Origin of the sequence: Adhaeribacter pallidiroseus, assembly GCF_003340495.1 — a bacterium.
Lineage (GTDB): Bacteria > Bacteroidota > Bacteroidia > Cytophagales > Hymenobacteraceae > Adhaeribacter > Adhaeribacter pallidiroseus.
In genome coordinates, this window is the sequence record NZ_QASA01000001.1 from 5,364,498 (window position 1) to 5,382,726 (window position 18,229).

The following is an 18,229-nucleotide window of genomic DNA, read 5'->3' on the forward strand; positions in this document are numbered from 1 at the left end:
GTAAATATATAAGTATGTTACGAACTTTCAGCGGCTTAGATGTATTTTTTTAAAAATCCGGTGAAATATTGCAAGTTATGCAAGCAAATAACATTTCTGTTGTTGAATTGTTCCGCGAAGCCCTGAAATTATCCCGCTGGTATTAAAAATTTTTAAAAAAGTTGAAGCGGTAGGCTCCTGGAACCTGATAAACTACCGCGTTATTACTAATTTTTTAACGGAAGTACTGCCATCTTTATACCATAAACGGCAGGTATACAAGCCATTTGCTACCGCAGGTAAGTTAATTGTAACGAAATTGGCGGCTGTAGTTTGGGTAAGTATTATTTGGCCGACGCTGTTTATAATCTGGATTTGCTGGAGTTCTTTATTGGCCGGTGCTTCAATGTTTAACTGATCCTCCGCTGGATTGGGATAGAGAATAGCTTCAGTGCCCGTTACCCGGATGTATTGCGTTTTGGTAACCGCATCGGACACTGAATTAAAGCTAGCAGTTAGTGTAACGGTATAAGTTCCAGGCTGATCGTAACGAACCAACGGGTTTTGCTGATTAGAGCTTGCCACATTCGCCCCTTCAAAAGTCCAGTTCCATTGATTGGCTTGCACGCCCACGCTGGCATCTTCGAATTGCACCGTAGTGCCGGCCACAATAATCGTATCAGATACTACAAAGTCGGCGGTTAAAGGTACGCTGCAAACTACGGCAGTAGTTAATATATTCTGGCGAACCGTACTCAAAATACTTTGCATGTATTCGGCCTGGCCCTGGGTAAATAAATTCATGCAAGCATCGTCGGTATAATCCAGGTAATTTTGGTACATGTCGCCGCCTTGTAAACTGTTGTTACAAGAGGTTACGGCACTCGTTGGGCAGCCATTACTGGCATCTTCCTGGTTAGGCGTATCGGCAATATCGTCGGAGTCGGTACAGCTGGCATCATCCGGGCCCCAGATATGTTGCAAGCCCAACCAATGGCCTACTTCGTGGGTGCCCGTGCGGCCCAAATTGTAACTAGAAGCAAACGGATTTACCGGGGGTTGCCCCACGGTGGTGTAATCCAGCACTACGCCATCGGTTTCGGTTGGTCCGCCGGGGTATTGCGAGTAACCCAGCGTTTCGCCCGATAGATTGCACACCCAAATATTTAGGTAACGGTCCGAATCCCAGGCATCTTGCCCGGAGAATCTCGAAAACTTCACGTCATCGCCCAAGTCGAAACCTGTTGCGGTGGTACTTTTTCGGGTAATGCCGGTAGTCATTCTGCCAAGCGGATCGCGAGTTGCCAAGCAAAACTGAATGCGGGTGTCGGCGGCGATGCTTTTAAACTGCGGTAAAGTTTGCGTGGAATCAGCGTTCTGACGGCGATAATCCGTGTTCAAGACGTCTAGTTGCGAGAGTATTTGCTCCGTAGAAATGTTCTCGCGGGTGGTACGGTATACGATATGAAATACCACGGGTACCACAATAACCGGTTGCTGTAAACGGGCCCGTTTTTTTTGCTGCTGGTAGGCTTGCGCCTGGCGTTTTACTTTTTGCTGCTGGGCCGCCATGCCCGGTATACGCTTTTGCAGTTGTTGGGTAACCTCGTTGGTAGCGCATTGTCTCGACGGAGCTACTTGCTGCGCTTTTACAGAATGGGTAAATACTAACCAGATAAAAATTAAAAAAAAGGAATGTGCTCGCAACTGCATGAGCTGTAAGTTAAAAAATAATTTATGAGATGTTTTAGTCCTACTTAGAGATACCAGAAATTCTGGTTCTATAATCGGTAACTGTTACGTTTTGTTTTTAGTATTTGATTGCTAAAAATACTTTTATTTACAAATTAGATAATCACGAAAAAGCCCAGCATAGAGCCAGGCTTTTGAAAGTTTTAAAAATTATAGTTTTATGCTCTGGCTTTATGGCCAACTGCGGCGTAGTACCAGATAAATAAATAACAAGGCACCATAATCCAATAAGCTTGTTGCAGGTTAAGCACATCGGCCAAGCGACCATAAGCCAAGGGTATTAAAGCGCCACCCGCTAAGGCCATAATCAAAAACGACGAACCAATTTTGGTAAACCGACCTAAATCCGCAATAGCCAGGGGCCAGATAGCCGGGAAAACTAAGGCATTCGCCAAACCCAGCAAAGACACACTCAAAACAGATATGTAGCCATCGGTTAAAATAGCTACCACTGATAAGATAACACCGAGCACCGCCGAAATCTGGAGCGCTTTTTCTTGTTTAATGTACTTCGGAATCGTTAAAATACCAATGATGTAGCCCATAATCATGGCTATCAGGGTACACGACGTAAAGAATTTAGCGGTATCTAAAGAAATGCCTTGCGCATTGTGCGCGTAACTGATCACCGTATCACCGGCCATTACTTCCACGCCCACGTACAAGAACATCGCCAAGGTACCCATTATTAAATGCGGGAATTGCAGAATGCTGGTTTTGTTGGTATTGGCTACGGCTACGGTTTCATCTTCCTTATCGGTATCGATTTCGGGTAAGCCGGAAAAGTAAATAAGTACGGCCAGTACCAAGAGAATAGCCGTCATGATAATATAAGGCGTGATTACCCGGGAAGCCAACTCACCTAGTTCAGTAGCTTTTTGCACGGCGTTCATGCCGTTTAAGCGTTCTACCAAAGTATCGGCTTCGGATAATACAATGCTACCCAGAATAATAGGAGCAATGGCGCCGGCTACTTTGTTGCAAATACCCATAATACTAATGCGTTTCGCGCCACTTTCCCGTGGCCCCAGAATAGTGATATACGGGTTAGAAGCCGTTTGCAGAATAGCTAAACCAGTGCCCTGCACAAACAAACCCAGTAAAAACAAAACGTACGTACGGGAGGTAGCCGCCGGAATAAAAATTAAACAACCTACCGCCATGATCAACAAACCCACCGACATGCCTTTTTTAAATCCGGTAGCCTTGAGTACCCACGCCGACGGAATAGCCATTACCAGGTAAGAAATGTAAAAGGCAAAAGCTACCAGGTACGATTCAAAGTTATTGAGCTCGCAGGCGATTTTTAAATAAGGTATAAGTACCGAATTAAGCCAGGTAACAAAACCGAAAATAAAAAATAAAGCCCCGATAATAATAATAGAGCGCATGTAATTGGCATTGGTGGTAGCCGAACTTGTAACGGGCTCCCGAGATACCGAACTGTTGGTCATGAGTTTTTGGAAAGAAGTTATGAATAATACCGTGCACGTACGTGTCAGCCGAAAGTAGTAAATTATTTTGGAATTACAGCAAGCTAACTTACCAAATCAAATTAAGCAGCGTAATGTAAATTTGCAGGATAAAACCAGAAAACTGCTATAAAATTAGCAAAGTGGGCTTGTAAAGGATGGCAAATTTTTAAAAAATAAACTGATTTACTGAATTATACCCTTAATGCGGTATTCGAGCGGGCGCAAGAAAACGGTTTTTTGGGTACCGCTTATCTGGTAACTGATAATCTGATTCTGGCCATTAACCGGCTCGCATTGCAGCGAAAAATCTTTGGTTGATTTTACTAAATAATTGTCATCCCGGTGCCGGCCTTTGATCGCTACTACTTGTTTATCCGCGGAAGTAGTTACTTCTAAATACTCCACGGGCGCATCGCGGTAGCCTGGGCGTTTGCGGTAAATGGTTTTGATCCGGCCATTTGCTTCGGGGGTAGTAGTTATGGCGTAGGCGGCGCGCAAGGCAGGCTTATTGATGTCGGCTTGGGTAAAAGTTTCCAGTTCGTGCTCCCAGTTGATGGTGCGCAGCACCTTGATTTCTGGTGCGTCGGGCGGGGTAACAAAGGTTTTCTCTACGGCTATTGGTGCCGATTGCAGTTGTTTAACTTGTCCCGAGATAAATTGGCTTAAGTTGAAGTACGCCGGCGAAGCAATTGCCTTGGGATTCGGTTTTACCGATTCGTTTTGGCAACTGCTGAACCAGGTAAGGCTTAGTATCAGGAAAAATTTAAAAAAATACCTCAAAATTAATTTTTAAGCAAGCTGTAATAACGATTGTCCGGTCATATCGGGTGGTTGAGGTATACCCATTAATTGCAAAATGGTTGGAGCTAAATCGCCTAATTTACCGTTTTGCAAAGTTCCCGGGTAATCGTTTGAAGCCAGAATAAAAGGTACTAAGTTAGTAGTATGTGCGGTATTAGGCGTACCATCGGGGTTAACCATCATTTCGGCATTACCGTGGTCGGCAATAATAATGCAAGCATAATCACTGGCCAGGGCCGTCGTTACTACCGCATCGGCGCATTGGTCTACGGTTTCCACGGCTTTTACCGCCGCTTCGAACACGCCGGTGTGGCCCACCATATCGGGGTTAGCAAAGTTTAAGCAAATAAAATCAGCGTTTTTGTCGCGGAGTTCCGGTACTATTAGATCGCGCAGCTCAAAAGCGCTCATCTCGGGTTTTAAATCGTAGGTGGCCACTTTGGGCGAAGCGGCCATTAAGCGTTTCTCTCCGTTAAAAACGGCTTCGCGGCCCCCCGAAAAGAAAAAGGTAACGTGCGGGTATTTCTCAGTTTCGGCAATTCTAATCTGCGTTTTACCAGCATTGGCTACTACTTCGCCCAGCGTATTATGTAAATTATCTTTATCAAAAATCGGCTTTACGCCTACAAAGCTATCGTCGTAATTGGTGAGGGTTAAATAATACAGGTTCAGCTTGTGCATGTTCTGCTCGTGGAAGTCGCGCTGGGTTAAAGCTTGCGTAATTTCGCGGCCCCGGTCGGTCCGGAAGTTAAAGCACAATACTACGTCGCCTTCTTCCATTACCGTTACCGGCTTGCCGCCGGCATCTACTTTTACAATCGGTTTTACAAATTCATCAGTAACCCCAGCTAAATAAGAATCCTGCAGCGATTGAATAGGGTTGGTAGTAGCCTGTCCCATGCCGTGTACCATTAAGTCGTAGGCTTCTTTAACCCTTTCCCAGCGGTTATCCCGGTCCATGGCGTAGTACCGGCCCACAATAGAGGCTAGTTCGCCGGTGGTTTGGTGCAGGTGCGCCTCTAAATCCTGCAAATAACCTACGCCGCCCTTGGGGTCGGTATCGCGGCCATCGGTAAAGGCATGCACAAATACTTTTTTCAAACCTTTTTCGGCGGCAATGCTGCACAAGGCTTTTAAGTGATTTAAATGCGAGTGTACGCCACCATCAGACACTAAACCCATGAAGTGTACTTTTTTATCCTGATGTAGCGCGTATTCCAAAGCTTCCGCCAGCGCCGGCATTTTCTCCAGCTCGTGTTCCCGGATGGAAACATTTATCTTCACAAGATCCTGGTACACTACCCGGCCGGCGCCAATATTCATGTGGCCAACCTCAGAATTTCCCATCTGGCCTTCCGGTAAGCCTACTGCTTCGCCGGAGGCTTCTAATTTTGCGTGCGGAAAACGCTGGTAAAGCGAATCTACAAACGGAGTATTTGCCTGATCTACAGCCGATACGGTCGGATTAGTAGAAATTCCCCATCCATCCAGAATTATCAGAATAACTTTTTTGTTCATGCTGCAAATATAATATTCTGGCTTAAAATGTATAATTTTTATTAATTTGAACCTCCAAAATCCAAATTCTATAACAATATTCAGAAAATACGTTGGCACAGTTTTGGTGGGTACGCCAGCTAATTACTTTATTATAACTTATGAAAAAAATTAAACTAGTTCTAACGATGCTGGCTCTAGTAGCTACCTCTTTGGTATTTACGGGTCAGGCATACGCGCAGGACGATGTGCTGGGTGGAATCCGGACGGCACTAAGTGAAGGAAATTCCAGGGATTTAGCCCAGTTTTTTAATACTTCTGTAGAAGTTGGCATTGATGGTAATAAATCTACTTACAGCCAAACCCAAGCCGAATTTGTGCTTCGGGATTTCTTTAGTAAGCAAGCACCTACGGGTATTGAGAGTGTCCACAAAGGATCCTCCGATCAAGGCTTGACTTACGAGATTATGAAGTATAAGTATAACGGAGGCTCTTACCGGGTAATGGTGTACATCAAGCAATTTAAAGGTGAAAACCTGATTGATACAATTGAATTCACGAAAGAATAAAGAATGAGAATATAACTACTTTCTGTTGATAATACTTATGGTACAAAAAAATTAAAAGGCGCGGCCCTCGTTGGTGCCGTGCCTTTTGCTTTTTACCAGGTACATCGATAAACGTTTTTTTAAATTTTTAAGAATTTTCTTTTTAAATGCCCGAATGATTCTGGTTATTATTAGTTCAGTTTGTTATAAACCCGCAACTTGCAACCTATAACTGCTAAATACCCGTATTAGTAAGCTTGTGAGACCATCCTACATAACCGACGAAAGTTTAAAGCAATTTATAAAACAAGCATTAGCCGAAGATATCGGCGACGGCGATCATTCGTCATTGGCGTCTATACCGGATAGCGCCCAAAACGAAGCTAAGTTGCTGGTAAAAGGAACCGGCATTCTGGCCGGAGTAGAACTGGCTCAGGAAATCATCCGAGAGGTAGATGCTACTTTAACCCTGGAAGTATTTATAACGGATGGTACTCCGGTAAAACCGGGTGATATTGCCTTTTATGTAGCCGGTAAAGCGCAATCTATATTAACCGCCGAACGCCTGGTTTTAAATTGCATGCAGCGCATGAGCGGCATTGCTACTTTTACGCACCAGTTAAATCAACTAATTGCCGGCACCAACGCCCGGTTACTGGATACCCGCAAAACTACGCCCAACTTTAGAATGCTGGAAAAATGGGCGGTATTAATAGGAGGTGGGGTAAACCACCGGTACGGGTTATTCGATATGATTATCTTAAAAGATAACCATGTGGATTATGCCGGGGGTATTAAACAAGCGATTACCGCTACCCACGAATACCTGCAACGCACCAACCGCCAGTTAAAAATTGTAGTAGAAACCCGGAACTTGCAGGAAGTGCGGCAAGTACTGGATACTGGAGGAGTAGACCGGATTATGCTCGATAACATGACGCCGGACCAATTACGGGAAGCTGTTCAATTTATTAATGGCCAGTACCCAACGGAAGCTTCCGGAGGTATTACCGAGGAAACTATTGCCACCATAGCTGCCACCGGCGTAGATTTTATCTCGGTAGGAGCACTTACCCATTCTATCCGCAGCCTGGACCTGAGCTTAAAGGCCAAGAAATAAAACTTATTTTTATTAGAAGTTAAGTCGTTAATTCTGGTTTAGAACCAGTAAAAATATACCGCTGCTTTTTTAACAAGGTAAATTTTTGCCTACTTTTGTGCTCGATTGTAGCGCATCTGTTTTACAATCCCTAATTAATAATTCTTAAATTTCTAATTTATTTCCGTGATTATTAAAACCAAAAAGTACAAGCTAGAAACAAGTACGTACATTAAAATGGCCATGCTGGAGATCCTGCGCAAGCAATGGTGGTTTATTATTGGGCCAATTGCAATTGCGTGTCTGGCCTTTATCTGGCCTTCGTGGTGGTTTATTTCGGGCGCTATTTTAATTGTAGTGCTTTATTTGTTGTTTTGGGCCGTGCAGTTTACCGGCGTTACCCAACTGGAACAAAACAAAATTATTTTTGAAAAAATGGCCTACGAGATTGATGGTCGCCAGATTTTAATGAAAATAAACGAGAAGCAGGGCATGCCCGTAAATTGGGATATGATTAAAACGGCTAAGAAAACCAAAGATGCTTATTTCTTATCTTTATCTAAAGCGCAATTTATTCATTTGCCCTTCCGGATTTTCAATAATCCAAATGATTTAAAAATGATGGATGCCTACCTGAAACGAAAAAATTTAATCGCCTGATCTGGTAATTACAACTTTATTAGTGAAAAACAATCGCTATAAAAATTAAATAATTAATACGTTTCAGTATCTATTCTCATAAAGTATCGTTTTTATAAATAATTAATTTTTAGATTCAACCAGTAATAAATATATGACTACTAAAGCTTTTACCTTAGTCTTAGCCTTGAGTACCGCATTTATGGGAGCTTGCAGCAGCGAACCTTCGGATTTACGCCCGGAAAATAAGGTTTCCGTAGATTACGTACCAGCGGGCACCCGGGACTCTCCAAACCTGGACAATACCGATGATAATAGTGGGCATGACAATGCGCGGCAAGACGTAAACCTGAACCACGATGAGCATGCGAACAAAGCCCTGGATAACTCTAAAGAGCAGGTTGAAGAGTCGACCAAAACGAACCAGAAGGAAGCGGTAGAAAACCACGAATAATTATTTACTCTGCAATAAGGCAGTTTTATTAAACCAGATTGCTTAAATTTATTGCGTTACCTTTTTTAATAAAATGAAATTTAAAAATACAGCTTTAGGATTAGCGCTAGCCAGTAGTGTGTATGTAAGTGCCTGCAATAAGCCGGCTTCCGAAGAAAACGCAGCAACCACCGAAGCTGCAAAAACTACTACAGCTCCGGATTCGGCCAGTACGGCTCAGTTTGCTTATATCTGCTCGATGAAATGTGAAGGCAGTGCGAGCCACGAACCAGGCAAGTGCCCGGTTTGCAGTATGGATTTAGTGAAGAACCCGGATTATACAGGAGCTACGGCTACACCAGATTCTTTAGCTTTATAAACACTTACTACCATAACGTAAAAAGGCCGGTAATTTTAAATTACCGGCCTTTTTACGTTATGGTTGCTCATAATTTACACTCCAGTAAATGAAGTTGTAAGTTACCTAATACTAATGCGCTTGCCTTCTTTGTCAGGTAGTAAAAAACAAGTATCTCGGCAGTCTTAAATTTAAAATTATACCGGGTTTATAGTTACGAAATCTCGTAGTTTAATGTTATTAGCCACCTCTGCAGGCCGCAAGAGATTGTACTAACCGGAGTGGAAGTCACCCACCCGTAATTGATAGGCACCCCAAAATACTGCTTTGCCGGATATACCCATCGATTACGGTAGAATGGCCATTAGTTGTAAAATTTTCATAGTAAAAACATACTGGGCGCTTCGCATCTACTTCTTTTTGGATGAGTAGCTTTACGCTGTCCTCTTTTATAATATGCCGGATGTTTTCTTTTTGGGCAATGGCATTCGTTAGTTCTTGGGGTAAAGGTCGGTTACCGGTAAAGCAGCCGTAAAATTCTGCCACTTTAGTTTATAGCTAGATTAAGTAGCTTAGATAACGTACCGGCAACCTCCGGATTTATTTAATAGAGAATTAGCTAAAAACTATTTTATAGCGAAAGTTGCTATTTGTTTTGGATTGAAGGCTGATTTAATTATCCAATAGTCTTATTTCATAAATAACTCTTACCTTTGCGGCCACTTAATAAAAACACCCATGTACCAGCAAGAGGAAGAGTGGTTTAGTACCTGGTTTAATTCGCCGTATTACCAAATTTTGTACAAAAATCGCGACACTCAGGAAGCGCACGCGTTTCTAGATAAGCTAATTGCCCATCTAAATACGAAGTTTACTTACCGGATTTTAGAGATGAATTGCGGCACCGGGCAGCAAGCGGCTTACTTGAATCAAAAAGGGTTTCATGTTACAGGCCTCGATGTTTCGGAAAAGAATATTGCTCGTGCTAAACAATTTAAAAACGAGCATTTGCAATTTTACCAGCACGATATGCGGGACATTTTCCGAACCGCTTACTACGACTTAATTTTAAATTTATTTACCAATTTTGGCTATTTTGATTCTGAAACCGAGAACGTAGTGGCTTTGCGTTCTACAGTTTCGGCTATTAAACCGGGTGGTAAACTTGTTATTGATTTTATAAATACCAATCAGGCCATTCAGCAGGTAACGGATGGCGAAGAGAAAACCATAGATGGCCTTTTATTTCAAATATCCCGGAAAGTAGAAAAAGGCTTTCTGGTGAAAACCATTGCGGTAACTGACCAAGATCAGCAACATACCTTCTACGAAAAAGTGCGGGCCCTAACCTACGATCAGTTCATGGAATACTTCCGGATGACGAGCTTGCGCTTGATAAATGTTTTTGGTTCTTACGAATTGGAGCCTTTCAATCCGGAAACCAGCGAGCGCATGATTTTTATTCTTAAAAAATAACGCCCACCTTGGTATGCTCTTCGCAAGTATTATTTTATTTTTAACGGTTATGTTTTCCGGTGCCTTGGTGCGATTCTTTCCGCAGCATAACCAGCAATGGCTAAAGTTGATACTGGCTTTTAGCGGAGCTTATTTATTTACCTTAACCGTTATTCACGTATTGCCGGATGTGTTGGTAGATGCTCCTGATCCGCACGCGGTAGGTTATTACATTCTGGCTGGCTTTTTTCTGCAGCTAATTCTGGAGATATTTTCGCAGGGCATTGAGCACGGCCACATGCACCACCACGAAAAGCAAACCGATACCATTCCGTATCTGCTTTTGTTTTCCCTAATGATCCATTCTTTTTTGGAAGGCAGTATTTTAATTAAAGGCGAACATCAGCTATCAGGGCACCACCACGCGGGTTCCGATAACTTTTACCGGATCTTAGCGGGTATCGCCATCCACCATATACCGGCCGCTTTTGCTTTAATGTCTATTTTGGTATCGCGGTTGCAAAATTTTAAAAAAGCTTTCCTTTATTTGATATTTTTTGCCATTGCTTCGCCGCTGGGTTTGTGGTTCAGTAATTACGTGTTGCACGAGCAAGTACAAACGGGTAATTTGTACATTATTCTAACCGGTTTGGTAGCCGGTAACTTTTTGCATATATCTACCACCATCCTCTTCGAAACCAGCCCCGAACACCATTTCAACCGGCGTAAACTAATGGCTACTCTGGCGGGCGTAATGCTATCTCTTTTAACGGATTGGCTGTAGTTACCAGTTCTTCGCTCAAATAGGAGGCTAAATTTAAGAATGTAAAGTAATCTTAACTTTACATTTGCGGGGGTAATTAGGGCACCATGGAAGCTCGTTATTTACTTCCGAACCAGTTTAAGAACCTTAATTACATACTTTTATTACTAGCCTGGCTGTTGTGGGGATAGCGCAACATGGTCTCTTCTAAAGTAAAGCAAGAAGACGAGTTTATTTTAAAAATTACGTTAGAATCTTTGGTTTGGGCCACCTACTTAAACTTGTTTGTGCTCATAAGCGCCTTGTTGTTTATTTCTTCAGGCTTATTTATAGAAAATGTATTTGCTAACTTTTTAACGTTTCTACTCTTTTTTATTGCTCGTTTTCATGGGGTATGCTAGCAGTCGCAGCGAGGAATACCGGCATGAAGAACCGCGTAAAAGTAGAATGGGCAGATAAAATATTATCCAGGAAGAACTCGCCGGCCACAAGGGAGGTAACCGGCAAACCATTCACGCCATTGAATTGGGTAAATACATTCCGTCTACGGAGCTGGCCTTCCAAATAGCGCAACTTTTCGGCAAACAAGTAGAGCCGCTATTTACTCTCGAGATCACAGATTAAGTTTAGTTTCACCGAAAAATTTAAAAATTTAAATTTTAATCGATACTCCAAGAGATTATCCGGTACGTAATCAGCTAAGTTTAACTTAATAAGAAGTTGTACAATCTTTACCGGACAATCTCTACCCACCCTTTCCAGTTACTGCCTTTCGTGTTCGTTAATTGGTAGTAATAAATACCTTCGGGTAAGTCTTTCCCATCCCAGGTATTTTGGTAATTCTTCTGATCGTATACTACCTGGCCCCAACGGTTAAATACTTTTAAATCGGTAGGCAGGCAGGTAATGCCGGGCACAAACGTATCGTTTTTGCCATCGCCGTTTGGGGTAAAAACATTCGGGATCAATTGCTTTTTGTCGGTGATTACGGAAATTATTTCCTGGGTAATCTGGCAGTTATCGCCAAAGTATACCGTAAGGCTTATTTTAAAAGTTCCTTCCTGGGTATAAATATGGTTGGGTACGGGTTCATTAGAGGTAGCGCCATCGCCAAAGTCCCACAGGTAACCAGTGCCCCCGGTGGTAGTATTCATAAATTTAGCCGTGAAAGGAGCGTAGCCTCTCAACTCGGTTGCCGAACCACACTCGGTAGGCTCGGCACTGGCTATTATAGTTGGTACCGGAGCTACCGTAATAGTTTTGGTAGTAGTACCGATGCATGCTCCTAAAGTTAAGGAATAAGTGAGTACATTGGTCCCAATTACCTGAGAACCCGGCGTAAACAAACCATTTGGGCTAACGCCGTTTCCTGACCACGTGCCGCCCGGAGGTACTTCATCCGTAATCTGGAAAGGAGCCGTATCAGCGCAAACTACCTGATCAGGGCCTTGCACAAACCGGGCTGTAGGATCGATCGTGATTATTTTAACGGCTGTGGCAGAGCAATTATTAATAACCACGGTGTAGTTAAGCGTATAGGTGCCGCTCATATCGGCGGTAGGGGTAAATAAACCACTAGTACTTACTCCGGTTCCCGACCAGGTGCCGCCAGCCGGGGAAAAGTCGGTTAATTGAATAGGGGAGGAGCCCGCGCAAATCCGTTCATCAGGCCCTGCAACAACGGCTGGGGTTTGATGAACGACTACTTGTTGTTGACTAATGGAAGGGCAATCGGGGCCATTAGCTGAAATATATGTAATGATGTGGGTTCCTACACCCGCTACGGCCGGATCAAATACATCGCCCGTTACGCCAGGGCCGGAAAAGACGCCACCTGCTACCGAACCAACTAAGGGAATAGCGCCGTTGGGCAAACAAATAACAGGAGGCAAACTTGTAAAAGTAATTGCCGGCCCGGCTTCTACCGTAATGGTTTTAGTGGCGATACTCTTGCAACTACCATTGGCTACCGTATAACTAAGGGTTTGTACGCCTATTAAATTAGGACTTGGCGTAAATTTACCATCCGCAGTTACGCCTGGGCCCGACCAGGTGCCGCCTTCCGGCGAAAAACCAGTCAGCTGAATAGGTGCTGCGGTGACACATACCGATTCATTATCGCCGGCGCGGGCCGTTACAATGTTAAAATCAAACTTAAAGGCGGCGTTGTTACAGTTATTAGAGGGGTTAACCGCTGACCAGGCATTAGGCGTGGTAGGAAATAAGGAACTACGACCGCATCCTCCGCACACGGCCTGGTAAACAAATCCCCGTTTATCAAAGCGGCTGGTACCGCCGTCCACGTGCTCGCCACGCTCTCCGGTACCACCAATAAAGGTGGCGTACTCTAAAGCCGAGGCATCGCTGGATAACAGCATCAGGTAAAAATCTTGTCCATCGGTAGTGGCTTGCTGCGCGTTAGCAGTAACCGGCAAACCCTGGGTAGTGCCGTTATTATAAGGTCTATTGGCATTAACGTCGCCGCCCCAGCCGCACACGTAAAGGCGGTTACAATCATCCACTAAAAAAGCCGTCGGCGATATATTGGTTACTACTGGGTTATCATTACTTCCAAATACCGTCGATAAAATACTGGCAGATAAATTATTGTTTAATTTTTGAATAAACTGGCGGCCATTGGCAACCGTATACACTCCCCGCGTAATTGGATAATTACCTCGGGTTTGTCCCAACAGGTATACATTACCCGTACCATCCAATTGCACGAAATACGCTTGGTCGAAACTGCTGGTGCCCAGGTACGAAACCCGTTGTAGCTGTTGCCCGTCGTTACTGATTTTAGCTACGAAACCATCCGCTGCACCGCCTAGGTATTCAGGCCGGTACGCGCCGGTAACACCGGGTAAGGTAGTACTACTGGTACCGCCGCAAATAAAAATAGAATTGGTAGCTGCTTCTAATTGAATAGAATAAGCGGCATCGGTGCCGGAACCTCCTAAATACGAACTCCACGCTATAGTACTGAGGTTAGCATCTAATTTAAAAATAACGGCATCGGTTGCACCTCCACCGCTTTGATTTTGAAAACCATTTTTAACCGGAAAATCCGCAGAAGCGGTTGAAGAAACCACGTAAACATTATCGGCATCGTCGGTGATAATATCACTCCGGAACTGGTCGCCGTAGTTGTGCGTGAGGGGTGATTCCAGGTCCAGCAAACCCTCGTTCCGAGAACCTCCCATGAAAGTAGAAGCTAACAACGCGGAACCATCGGCGCTAAGGCGACTGATAATTAAATCGGAGCCTAGCCCATAACCAACGCCCGGCAAGGGGTGCGTGGATGATCTATTGCCATCCGCATTAATACTAAGGTCGCCGATAAAAGTGGAATTTACCGCGCCAGCCGTTACGGGATAATCTTCGGAACTGGTGGTACCCAAAATCATGAGCTCATTCTTGCTATTGACCACTAAGCTACTGGGCAGATCGGTGCGGCTACCGCCTAAATACGTGGCGTATATTAGCGAAGCCGGGCCACTCGCTGTAGGGTTATATTTTAAAATAGCAATGTCCCAGCCACCGTTAACTTGCGGGCTAGTTTCGGCATTGCCATTCCACTCGATATCGTAGGCGCCTGCCGTAGCCGGGAACCCAACCGCCGTGGTAGCGCCTCCGGAATAGATATTGCCATCGTTATCGTAAGTAGCCGTAAACCCCCAGTTATCGGCAATAGAACCACTAAACGACGAAAAAACCAGTTCCGGATCAATAAGCAAAGGCACATTAGCGGCATAACCCGCCGGGAAATCAAACGAAAGTACTTTTCCATCTAATTTAAACCGGCAAGGCACTTCGCGCAATTGGCCATTAATGGTTTGGTAAGCCACCGGCTTGCGTTCGATCACGGTATTAACCGACGTGGTAATTTTTAAATCGCCGTTGCTTTGCAAGGCTATCGCCGCCCCATCGTACTGTAGTTTAATTTGTTTAGGGTCGGTGTTTGGCTTTAGCAGAAATTCGTATTTTAAATGAGCTTCCTTTTGATAAAGCCGCATGGCTACGTTGGCGTATAAATTTTGGTAGTTTACTTCTCCGTAACTTTTTACGCCGGATGCCCATTTTTTAGGATCGTTGCCCAGATAATAATTCCGTAGGCCCGGCCGCAAATCGCTGCCATTTACTTTAACCGTATTTTTAGCCGCATTCAGAAACGTTACTTGATACGAATGGCCCTTGATTTTAAAAGGAAGCGAGGCATTGCGTACAGGTACCGTCTGGTCGCTATGATGATTAGGTATTTTAGAGCCATCGAGAAAATTATAAACAAAACTAGCATCCTGCAGAAAAAGCCGGCCATCGGGTAGGTCGGCGGCGAAACGGACGGAAGCCGGCCATTGGTTTTTATTTTGAATAAATTGGAGACTCTTATCTGCTGCTGGCTGGCTACTTATCCGGGCCGGCATAGAAGACGGTTTGGCTGTTTGGGCCTGAGCAACCGAAATAATAGAAAGACAACCAATAAGCAGTTTGCTGAAAAGAGGTAAAAATTGCTTCATACTCATAAACTTCTGGACTATAAATATATTAAGAAGTTTTGAATCCCTACTCCTTAGTTGAATTTTCTAAAGTCATTACAAATTATAGTTGCTAGAGTACTATTATAAGGGCTGTAAGCCAATCAGTTTTGTATGCCACAGGCTATGTAAATAGTATTTTTTCTATGCTTGGCTCAAGAGCGAAAATAAGGAACCAGAAAATTTAATGTTTCAATTAAACCTTCAGGCAACGTTTCGCTCATGTACCGCATTCCTACTTTTGAACGCAAACTTAACAAAGAAAACTACTTGGATATCGGGCAGCTAATAGAACAATGCCGGCAAGGGAATGCTAAAGCCCAGGAATGGGTGTATTAGACCTAGGCTGCTATTAAGGTGGTGCCGGAGCTGCATATCACCGATAATTTTGGCAGTGTATTTTCGGGTATCAGCGTTATTTTTAAAAAATAGAGCACCAGCCGGTTTATTGTTAACTTTTCTTGGGTTTAAGTACTTTAATTTTTACCGGCGCTACCCCTGCTTGTACTATTCCTAACCGGCTGGCCGCAGCCCGCGATAAATCCAACATCCGGCCGCGGGTGTGCGGACCTCGGTCCGTAATCCGTACTTTTACCGACCGGTGATTTTTGGGGTTCGTAACCCGTACCCGAGTACCCAGCGGAATTTTTTTGTGCGCGGCCGTTAACTTGCCTTTGCGGTAAGGCTGGCCGTTCGCCATTTTTTTACCCTGAAATTTATCGGCGTAATAAGAGGCATTGCCTTGCTCGGTGTAGCCTTTCCAGGAAGTAGTGTTGCGGGCACAACTGCTCAGCAGACAGGTAACCAGTAGCGCAAACAACCGGCCTTGTAATTTTGAAAAAAGCATACGGGTATTTAGAGTTCCATAATATCTTCGAACCAGATGTCGGGCTTTGCCTGAATAAATTGCTGCATCATCTCCACGCATTCGGGTAAATTTAAATCAATTACTTCCACGCCGTGCGCTTCCATAAAAGTGCGGGCCCCACTAAACGTTTGCGATTCGCCTACGATTACTTTAGGTATTTTAAATTGCACAATGGTGCCGGCGCACATGTAACAAGGCATTAAAGTAGAGTAAATAACGGTGTTGCGGTAGCTGCCTATGCGACCAGCATTATTCAGGCAATCCATTTCGCCGTGCAGAATAGGGTTATTTTCCTGTACCCGTTTGTTATGGCCGCGGGCAATTAACTGGCTATCTTTAACTAGTACCGAGCCAATCGGAATACCGCCTTCTGCTAAGCCTTGCTGGGCCTCGGCTATCGCCATTCGCATAAATTCATCCATGTTGTTTACTTAAAAAAATTAACTTAAAAACACGAGCCGCTCTTAAACAAGTTAAACAATGGTCTCATCCTGCATAAAATTTAAAAAAATAGATGCCGGTAAAATAATGCGATGCCTTGCAGCAAAAGCATTTTCTTCGGATTAACCCCCTCAAGTAATACTTTCAACTATTACGCTGATTTACTTACTGCTACCGATCAGGAGATGGTTGCTGGGCTAAATCATAATTGTACAACTCAATGGCTTCGTTTAAATGATCTTTCTGAAATAAGTTCATGATCCACGGAATGGCGGCTAAGCCCAAACCTACGTACAAAGTAGGATCGGCTCGCCGGGCGGCGTTCGGTGCCGGAGTTTTTAAGGAGTTCACTAACCCGTATACAAAAACGCCGGAGCCCAGTATGGTTAAACCTGTTTCCAGGCGTTTACCTCGCCGGTATTTCTCGAGCACTTCCAAACTGCCGGCATTTTCCGAGAGGGCACTTCTTAAATTCTGATAGTTTAAATCGGCGAGTGGGCCGCCGTCTTTCGAAAAATAATACACCCGCCGGGTAGAAGGCATGCCGTAGCCATACCCCCCGTACCCATACGGGCCGTACATGCCCGGATAATAATTATCGTACGACGTTCTAGAAGAATAAAATTTAGAAATTTTGCCTACCGAAACGCGTTTCGCGAAGTCGGAACGTTTGCTGTTGGTAATGCGGGTATAAAAACCTTCCTGATCCTGAAAATACTGTACAGCTGCCATGTCGTACTGCGCCGAATCGTTTACCAGAATAAAGCTTTTCTTGAAAATAGGCGACTTCATTTGCAGCTTGCGGGCATATACCCGTTGGCCGTTGTTTAAGCCAATAAACATACCTGGTTCCTGTAAGTTGGTTGGCGCTACTTGTCCGCAGACATTCCGGACAAGTAAACTTAAAAAGAGAAAAATTAAATTCTTTTTCATGCTAATTAAACGAACCCACTGCAGGCAAGCGTATTTGAGCAAGATAAGCCTTTTAAATTTTTTTCTGGTTACCAGGTTAATCTTTTTGATTAAAGCGGTGCTTTTGGTTATAAAAAGTTGCCAAATTTTATTTAAATTAAATATTGGTAAAATTTATAATTTCTGATAACGGTAAAGGATACAAAACAAAAAAGGATACCGTTTAAGTATCCTTTTTTGTATGGCTGCGGTTATAACCCATTAGTCTTTAATAGTAATATCTATATTACGGGTTTTGTAAACCGATGTGTGATAAGGCAAGCGTACCTGTAGTTCCTGAACTTCGTAAACCGCATCGATGCGCGATAAATCTACCTGCGGGGGCAGCGTAAACTGCTGGCTAAACAGCGGAATTAACGAATTAGAATCTTCTTCAAACCGGTGAGCCGCAATTATCGTTAATTGATTTTGGTCTAACGCAATGTGGTAAGCTTCCGGACTCACCGCAGGAATAGAAACCCGAATAATAGCTCCTTTTTCCTGTTTATCTATTTTTACTTGCGGCAAGCTAATACCACCACCTAAAGTATTTAAAACATCAATCTGGTGGGCAATTTGTTGCAAGAACTCTTTATTTTTAATTAGCTTCATCTCTATCTCCTGGGTAATGTTAT

18 protein-coding genes are annotated in these 18,229 nt (G+C 43.8%); 8 read left to right on the plus strand and 10 right to left on the minus strand.

Annotated elements, in window-relative coordinates:
* Positions 1 to 192: 192 nt before the first annotated feature.
* The 4 genes from AHMF7616_RS21340 to gpmI all read right to left on the minus strand — a co-directional run bounded on the left by AHMF7616_RS21340 (position 193) and on the right by gpmI (position 5,525).
* Positions 193 to 1,692, minus strand: a complete 1,500-nt coding sequence (locus AHMF7616_RS21340; RefSeq protein WP_115374726.1) for a M43 family zinc metalloprotease — start codon at positions 1,690 to 1,692, stop codon at positions 193 to 195.
* A 197-nt stretch (positions 1,693 to 1,889) separates the two neighbouring features.
* Complete coding sequence (locus AHMF7616_RS21345) at positions 1,890 to 3,185, minus strand: sugar MFS transporter (protein WP_115374727.1); 1,296 nt, start codon at positions 3,183 to 3,185, stop codon at positions 1,890 to 1,892.
* Between the two features lie 204 nt (positions 3,186 to 3,389).
* Positions 3,390 to 3,986 carry a hypothetical protein gene (locus AHMF7616_RS21350; RefSeq protein WP_115374728.1) on the minus strand — a complete coding sequence of 199 codons (597 nt, stop codon included), beginning with the start codon at positions 3,984 to 3,986 and terminating at the stop codon, positions 3,390 to 3,392.
* A 9-nt stretch (positions 3,987 to 3,995) separates the two neighbouring features.
* Positions 3,996 to 5,525, minus strand: a complete 1,530-nt coding sequence (gene gpmI, locus AHMF7616_RS21355) for a 2,3-bisphosphoglycerate-independent phosphoglycerate mutase (RefSeq protein ID WP_115374729.1) — start codon at positions 5,523 to 5,525, stop codon at positions 3,996 to 3,998.
* 140 nt (positions 5,526 to 5,665) lie between these two features.
* Between gpmI and AHMF7616_RS21360 the strand changes: the two genes are divergently transcribed.
* The 5 genes from AHMF7616_RS21360 to AHMF7616_RS21380 all read left to right on the plus strand — a co-directional run bounded on the left by AHMF7616_RS21360 (position 5,666) and on the right by AHMF7616_RS21380 (position 8,602).
* On the plus strand, positions 5,666 to 6,073 hold the full coding sequence (locus tag AHMF7616_RS21360) for a DUF4783 domain-containing protein (RefSeq protein ID WP_115374730.1): 408 nt from the start codon (positions 5,666 to 5,668) through the stop codon (positions 6,071 to 6,073).
* A gap of 238 nt (positions 6,074 to 6,311) precedes the next feature.
* A complete protein-coding gene (gene nadC / locus AHMF7616_RS21365) occupies positions 6,312 to 7,172 on the plus strand; it encodes a carboxylating nicotinate-nucleotide diphosphorylase (protein WP_115374731.1) in 861 nt (286 codons plus the stop codon).
* Between the two features lie 165 nt (positions 7,173 to 7,337).
* Entirely contained in the window at positions 7,338 to 7,811 is a 474-nt protein-coding gene (locus AHMF7616_RS21370; protein WP_115374732.1) for a YcxB family protein, read from the plus strand.
* A gap of 133 nt (positions 7,812 to 7,944) precedes the next feature.
* Positions 7,945 to 8,244 (plus strand): hypothetical protein, encoded by a 300-nt coding sequence (locus tag AHMF7616_RS21375; protein WP_115374733.1) that lies wholly within the window; start codon positions 7,945 to 7,947, stop codon positions 8,242 to 8,244.
* Between the two features lie 73 nt (positions 8,245 to 8,317).
* Positions 8,318 to 8,602, plus strand: a complete 285-nt coding sequence (locus tag AHMF7616_RS21380) for a heavy metal-binding domain-containing protein (protein WP_115374734.1) — start codon at positions 8,318 to 8,320, stop codon at positions 8,600 to 8,602.
* 267 nt (positions 8,603 to 8,869) lie between these two features.
* Here the strand turns inward: AHMF7616_RS21380 and AHMF7616_RS21385 are convergent, their stop codons facing one another.
* Positions 8,870 to 9,127, minus strand: a complete 258-nt coding sequence (locus AHMF7616_RS21385) for a C10 family peptidase (protein WP_115374735.1) — start codon at positions 9,125 to 9,127, stop codon at positions 8,870 to 8,872.
* 192 nt (positions 9,128 to 9,319) lie between these two features.
* Between AHMF7616_RS21385 and AHMF7616_RS21390 the strand changes: the two genes are divergently transcribed.
* The 3 genes from AHMF7616_RS21390 (at position 9,320) to AHMF7616_RS27290 (ending at position 11,423) form a co-directional block, all read left to right on the plus strand.
* Positions 9,320 to 10,057, plus strand: a complete 738-nt coding sequence (locus AHMF7616_RS21390) for a class I SAM-dependent methyltransferase (RefSeq protein ID WP_115374736.1) — start codon at positions 9,320 to 9,322, stop codon at positions 10,055 to 10,057.
* A 13-nt stretch (positions 10,058 to 10,070) separates the two neighbouring features.
* The gene (locus tag AHMF7616_RS21395; protein WP_115374737.1) at positions 10,071 to 10,820 is read left to right on the plus strand and encodes a ZIP family metal transporter; all 750 of its coding nucleotides are present in this window, start codon (positions 10,071 to 10,073) and stop codon (positions 10,818 to 10,820) included.
* A gap of 444 nt (positions 10,821 to 11,264) precedes the next feature.
* Positions 11,265 to 11,423: a helix-turn-helix transcriptional regulator gene (locus AHMF7616_RS27290; protein WP_394335789.1), complete on the plus strand. Its 159-nt coding sequence runs from the start codon at positions 11,265 to 11,267 to the stop codon at positions 11,421 to 11,423.
* Positions 11,424 to 11,530: 107 nt separating this feature from the next.
* Here AHMF7616_RS27290 and AHMF7616_RS21410 read toward each other — a convergent pair whose 3' ends face one another.
* The 5 genes from AHMF7616_RS21410 to AHMF7616_RS21430 all read right to left on the minus strand — a co-directional run bounded on the left by AHMF7616_RS21410 (position 11,531) and on the right by AHMF7616_RS21430 (position 18,206).
* Positions 11,531 to 15,316 (minus strand): DUF7948 domain-containing protein, encoded by a 3,786-nt coding sequence (locus tag AHMF7616_RS21410; RefSeq protein ID WP_158546222.1) that lies wholly within the window; start codon positions 15,314 to 15,316, stop codon positions 11,531 to 11,533.
* Between the two features lie 469 nt (positions 15,317 to 15,785).
* Positions 15,786 to 16,181, minus strand: a complete 396-nt coding sequence (locus AHMF7616_RS21415; protein ID WP_115374741.1) for a septal ring lytic transglycosylase RlpA family protein — start codon at positions 16,179 to 16,181, stop codon at positions 15,786 to 15,788.
* Positions 16,182 to 16,189: 8 nt separating this feature from the next.
* Positions 16,190 to 16,624: a nucleoside deaminase gene (locus AHMF7616_RS21420; protein WP_115374742.1), complete on the minus strand. Its 435-nt coding sequence runs from the start codon at positions 16,622 to 16,624 to the stop codon at positions 16,190 to 16,192.
* A 190-nt stretch (positions 16,625 to 16,814) separates the two neighbouring features.
* Positions 16,815 to 17,576, minus strand: a complete 762-nt coding sequence (locus tag AHMF7616_RS21425) for a hypothetical protein (RefSeq protein ID WP_115374743.1) — start codon at positions 17,574 to 17,576, stop codon at positions 16,815 to 16,817.
* A 240-nt stretch (positions 17,577 to 17,816) separates the two neighbouring features.
* Positions 17,817 to 18,206, minus strand: a complete 390-nt coding sequence (locus AHMF7616_RS21430) for an Hsp20/alpha crystallin family protein (RefSeq protein WP_115375720.1) — start codon at positions 18,204 to 18,206, stop codon at positions 17,817 to 17,819.
* Positions 18,207 to 18,229 lie beyond the last annotated feature (23 nt).

Bases quoted from the DNA above. Each gene is read 5' to 3' on its own strand.
- AHMF7616_RS21340 (WP_115374726.1), bottom strand. From the start codon at position 1,692: ATGCAGTTGCGAGCACATTCCTTTTTTTTAATTTTTATCTGGTTAGTA.
- AHMF7616_RS21345 (WP_115374727.1), bottom strand. From the start codon at position 3,185: ATGACCAACAGTTCGGTATCTCGGGAGCCCGTTACAAGTTCGGCTACC.
- gpmI (WP_115374729.1), bottom strand. From the start codon at position 5,525: ATGAACAAAAAAGTTATTCTGATAATTCTGGATGGATGGGGAATTTCT.
- AHMF7616_RS21360 (WP_115374730.1), top strand. From the start codon at position 5,666: ATGAAAAAAATTAAACTAGTTCTAACGATGCTGGCTCTAGTAGCTACC.
- AHMF7616_RS21375 (WP_115374733.1), top strand. From the start codon at position 7,945: ATGACTACTAAAGCTTTTACCTTAGTCTTAGCCTTGAGTACCGCATTT.
- AHMF7616_RS21380 (WP_115374734.1), top strand. From the start codon at position 8,318: ATGAAATTTAAAAATACAGCTTTAGGATTAGCGCTAGCCAGTAGTGTG.
- AHMF7616_RS21390 (WP_115374736.1), top strand. From the start codon at position 9,320: ATGTACCAGCAAGAGGAAGAGTGGTTTAGTACCTGGTTTAATTCGCCG.
- AHMF7616_RS21395 (WP_115374737.1), top strand. From the start codon at position 10,071: ATGCTCTTCGCAAGTATTATTTTATTTTTAACGGTTATGTTTTCCGGT.
- AHMF7616_RS21410 (WP_158546222.1), bottom strand. From the start codon at position 15,316: ATGAAGCAATTTTTACCTCTTTTCAGCAAACTGCTTATTGGTTGTCTT.
- AHMF7616_RS21415 (WP_115374741.1), bottom strand. From the start codon at position 16,181: ATGCTTTTTTCAAAATTACAAGGCCGGTTGTTTGCGCTACTGGTTACC.
- AHMF7616_RS21420 (WP_115374742.1), bottom strand. From the start codon at position 16,624: ATGGATGAATTTATGCGAATGGCGATAGCCGAGGCCCAGCAAGGCTTA.
- AHMF7616_RS21425 (WP_115374743.1), bottom strand. From the start codon at position 17,576: ATGAAAAAGAATTTAATTTTTCTCTTTTTAAGTTTACTTGTCCGGAAT.
- AHMF7616_RS21430 (WP_115375720.1), bottom strand. From the start codon at position 18,206: ATGAAGCTAATTAAAAATAAAGAGTTCTTGCAACAAATTGCCCACCAG.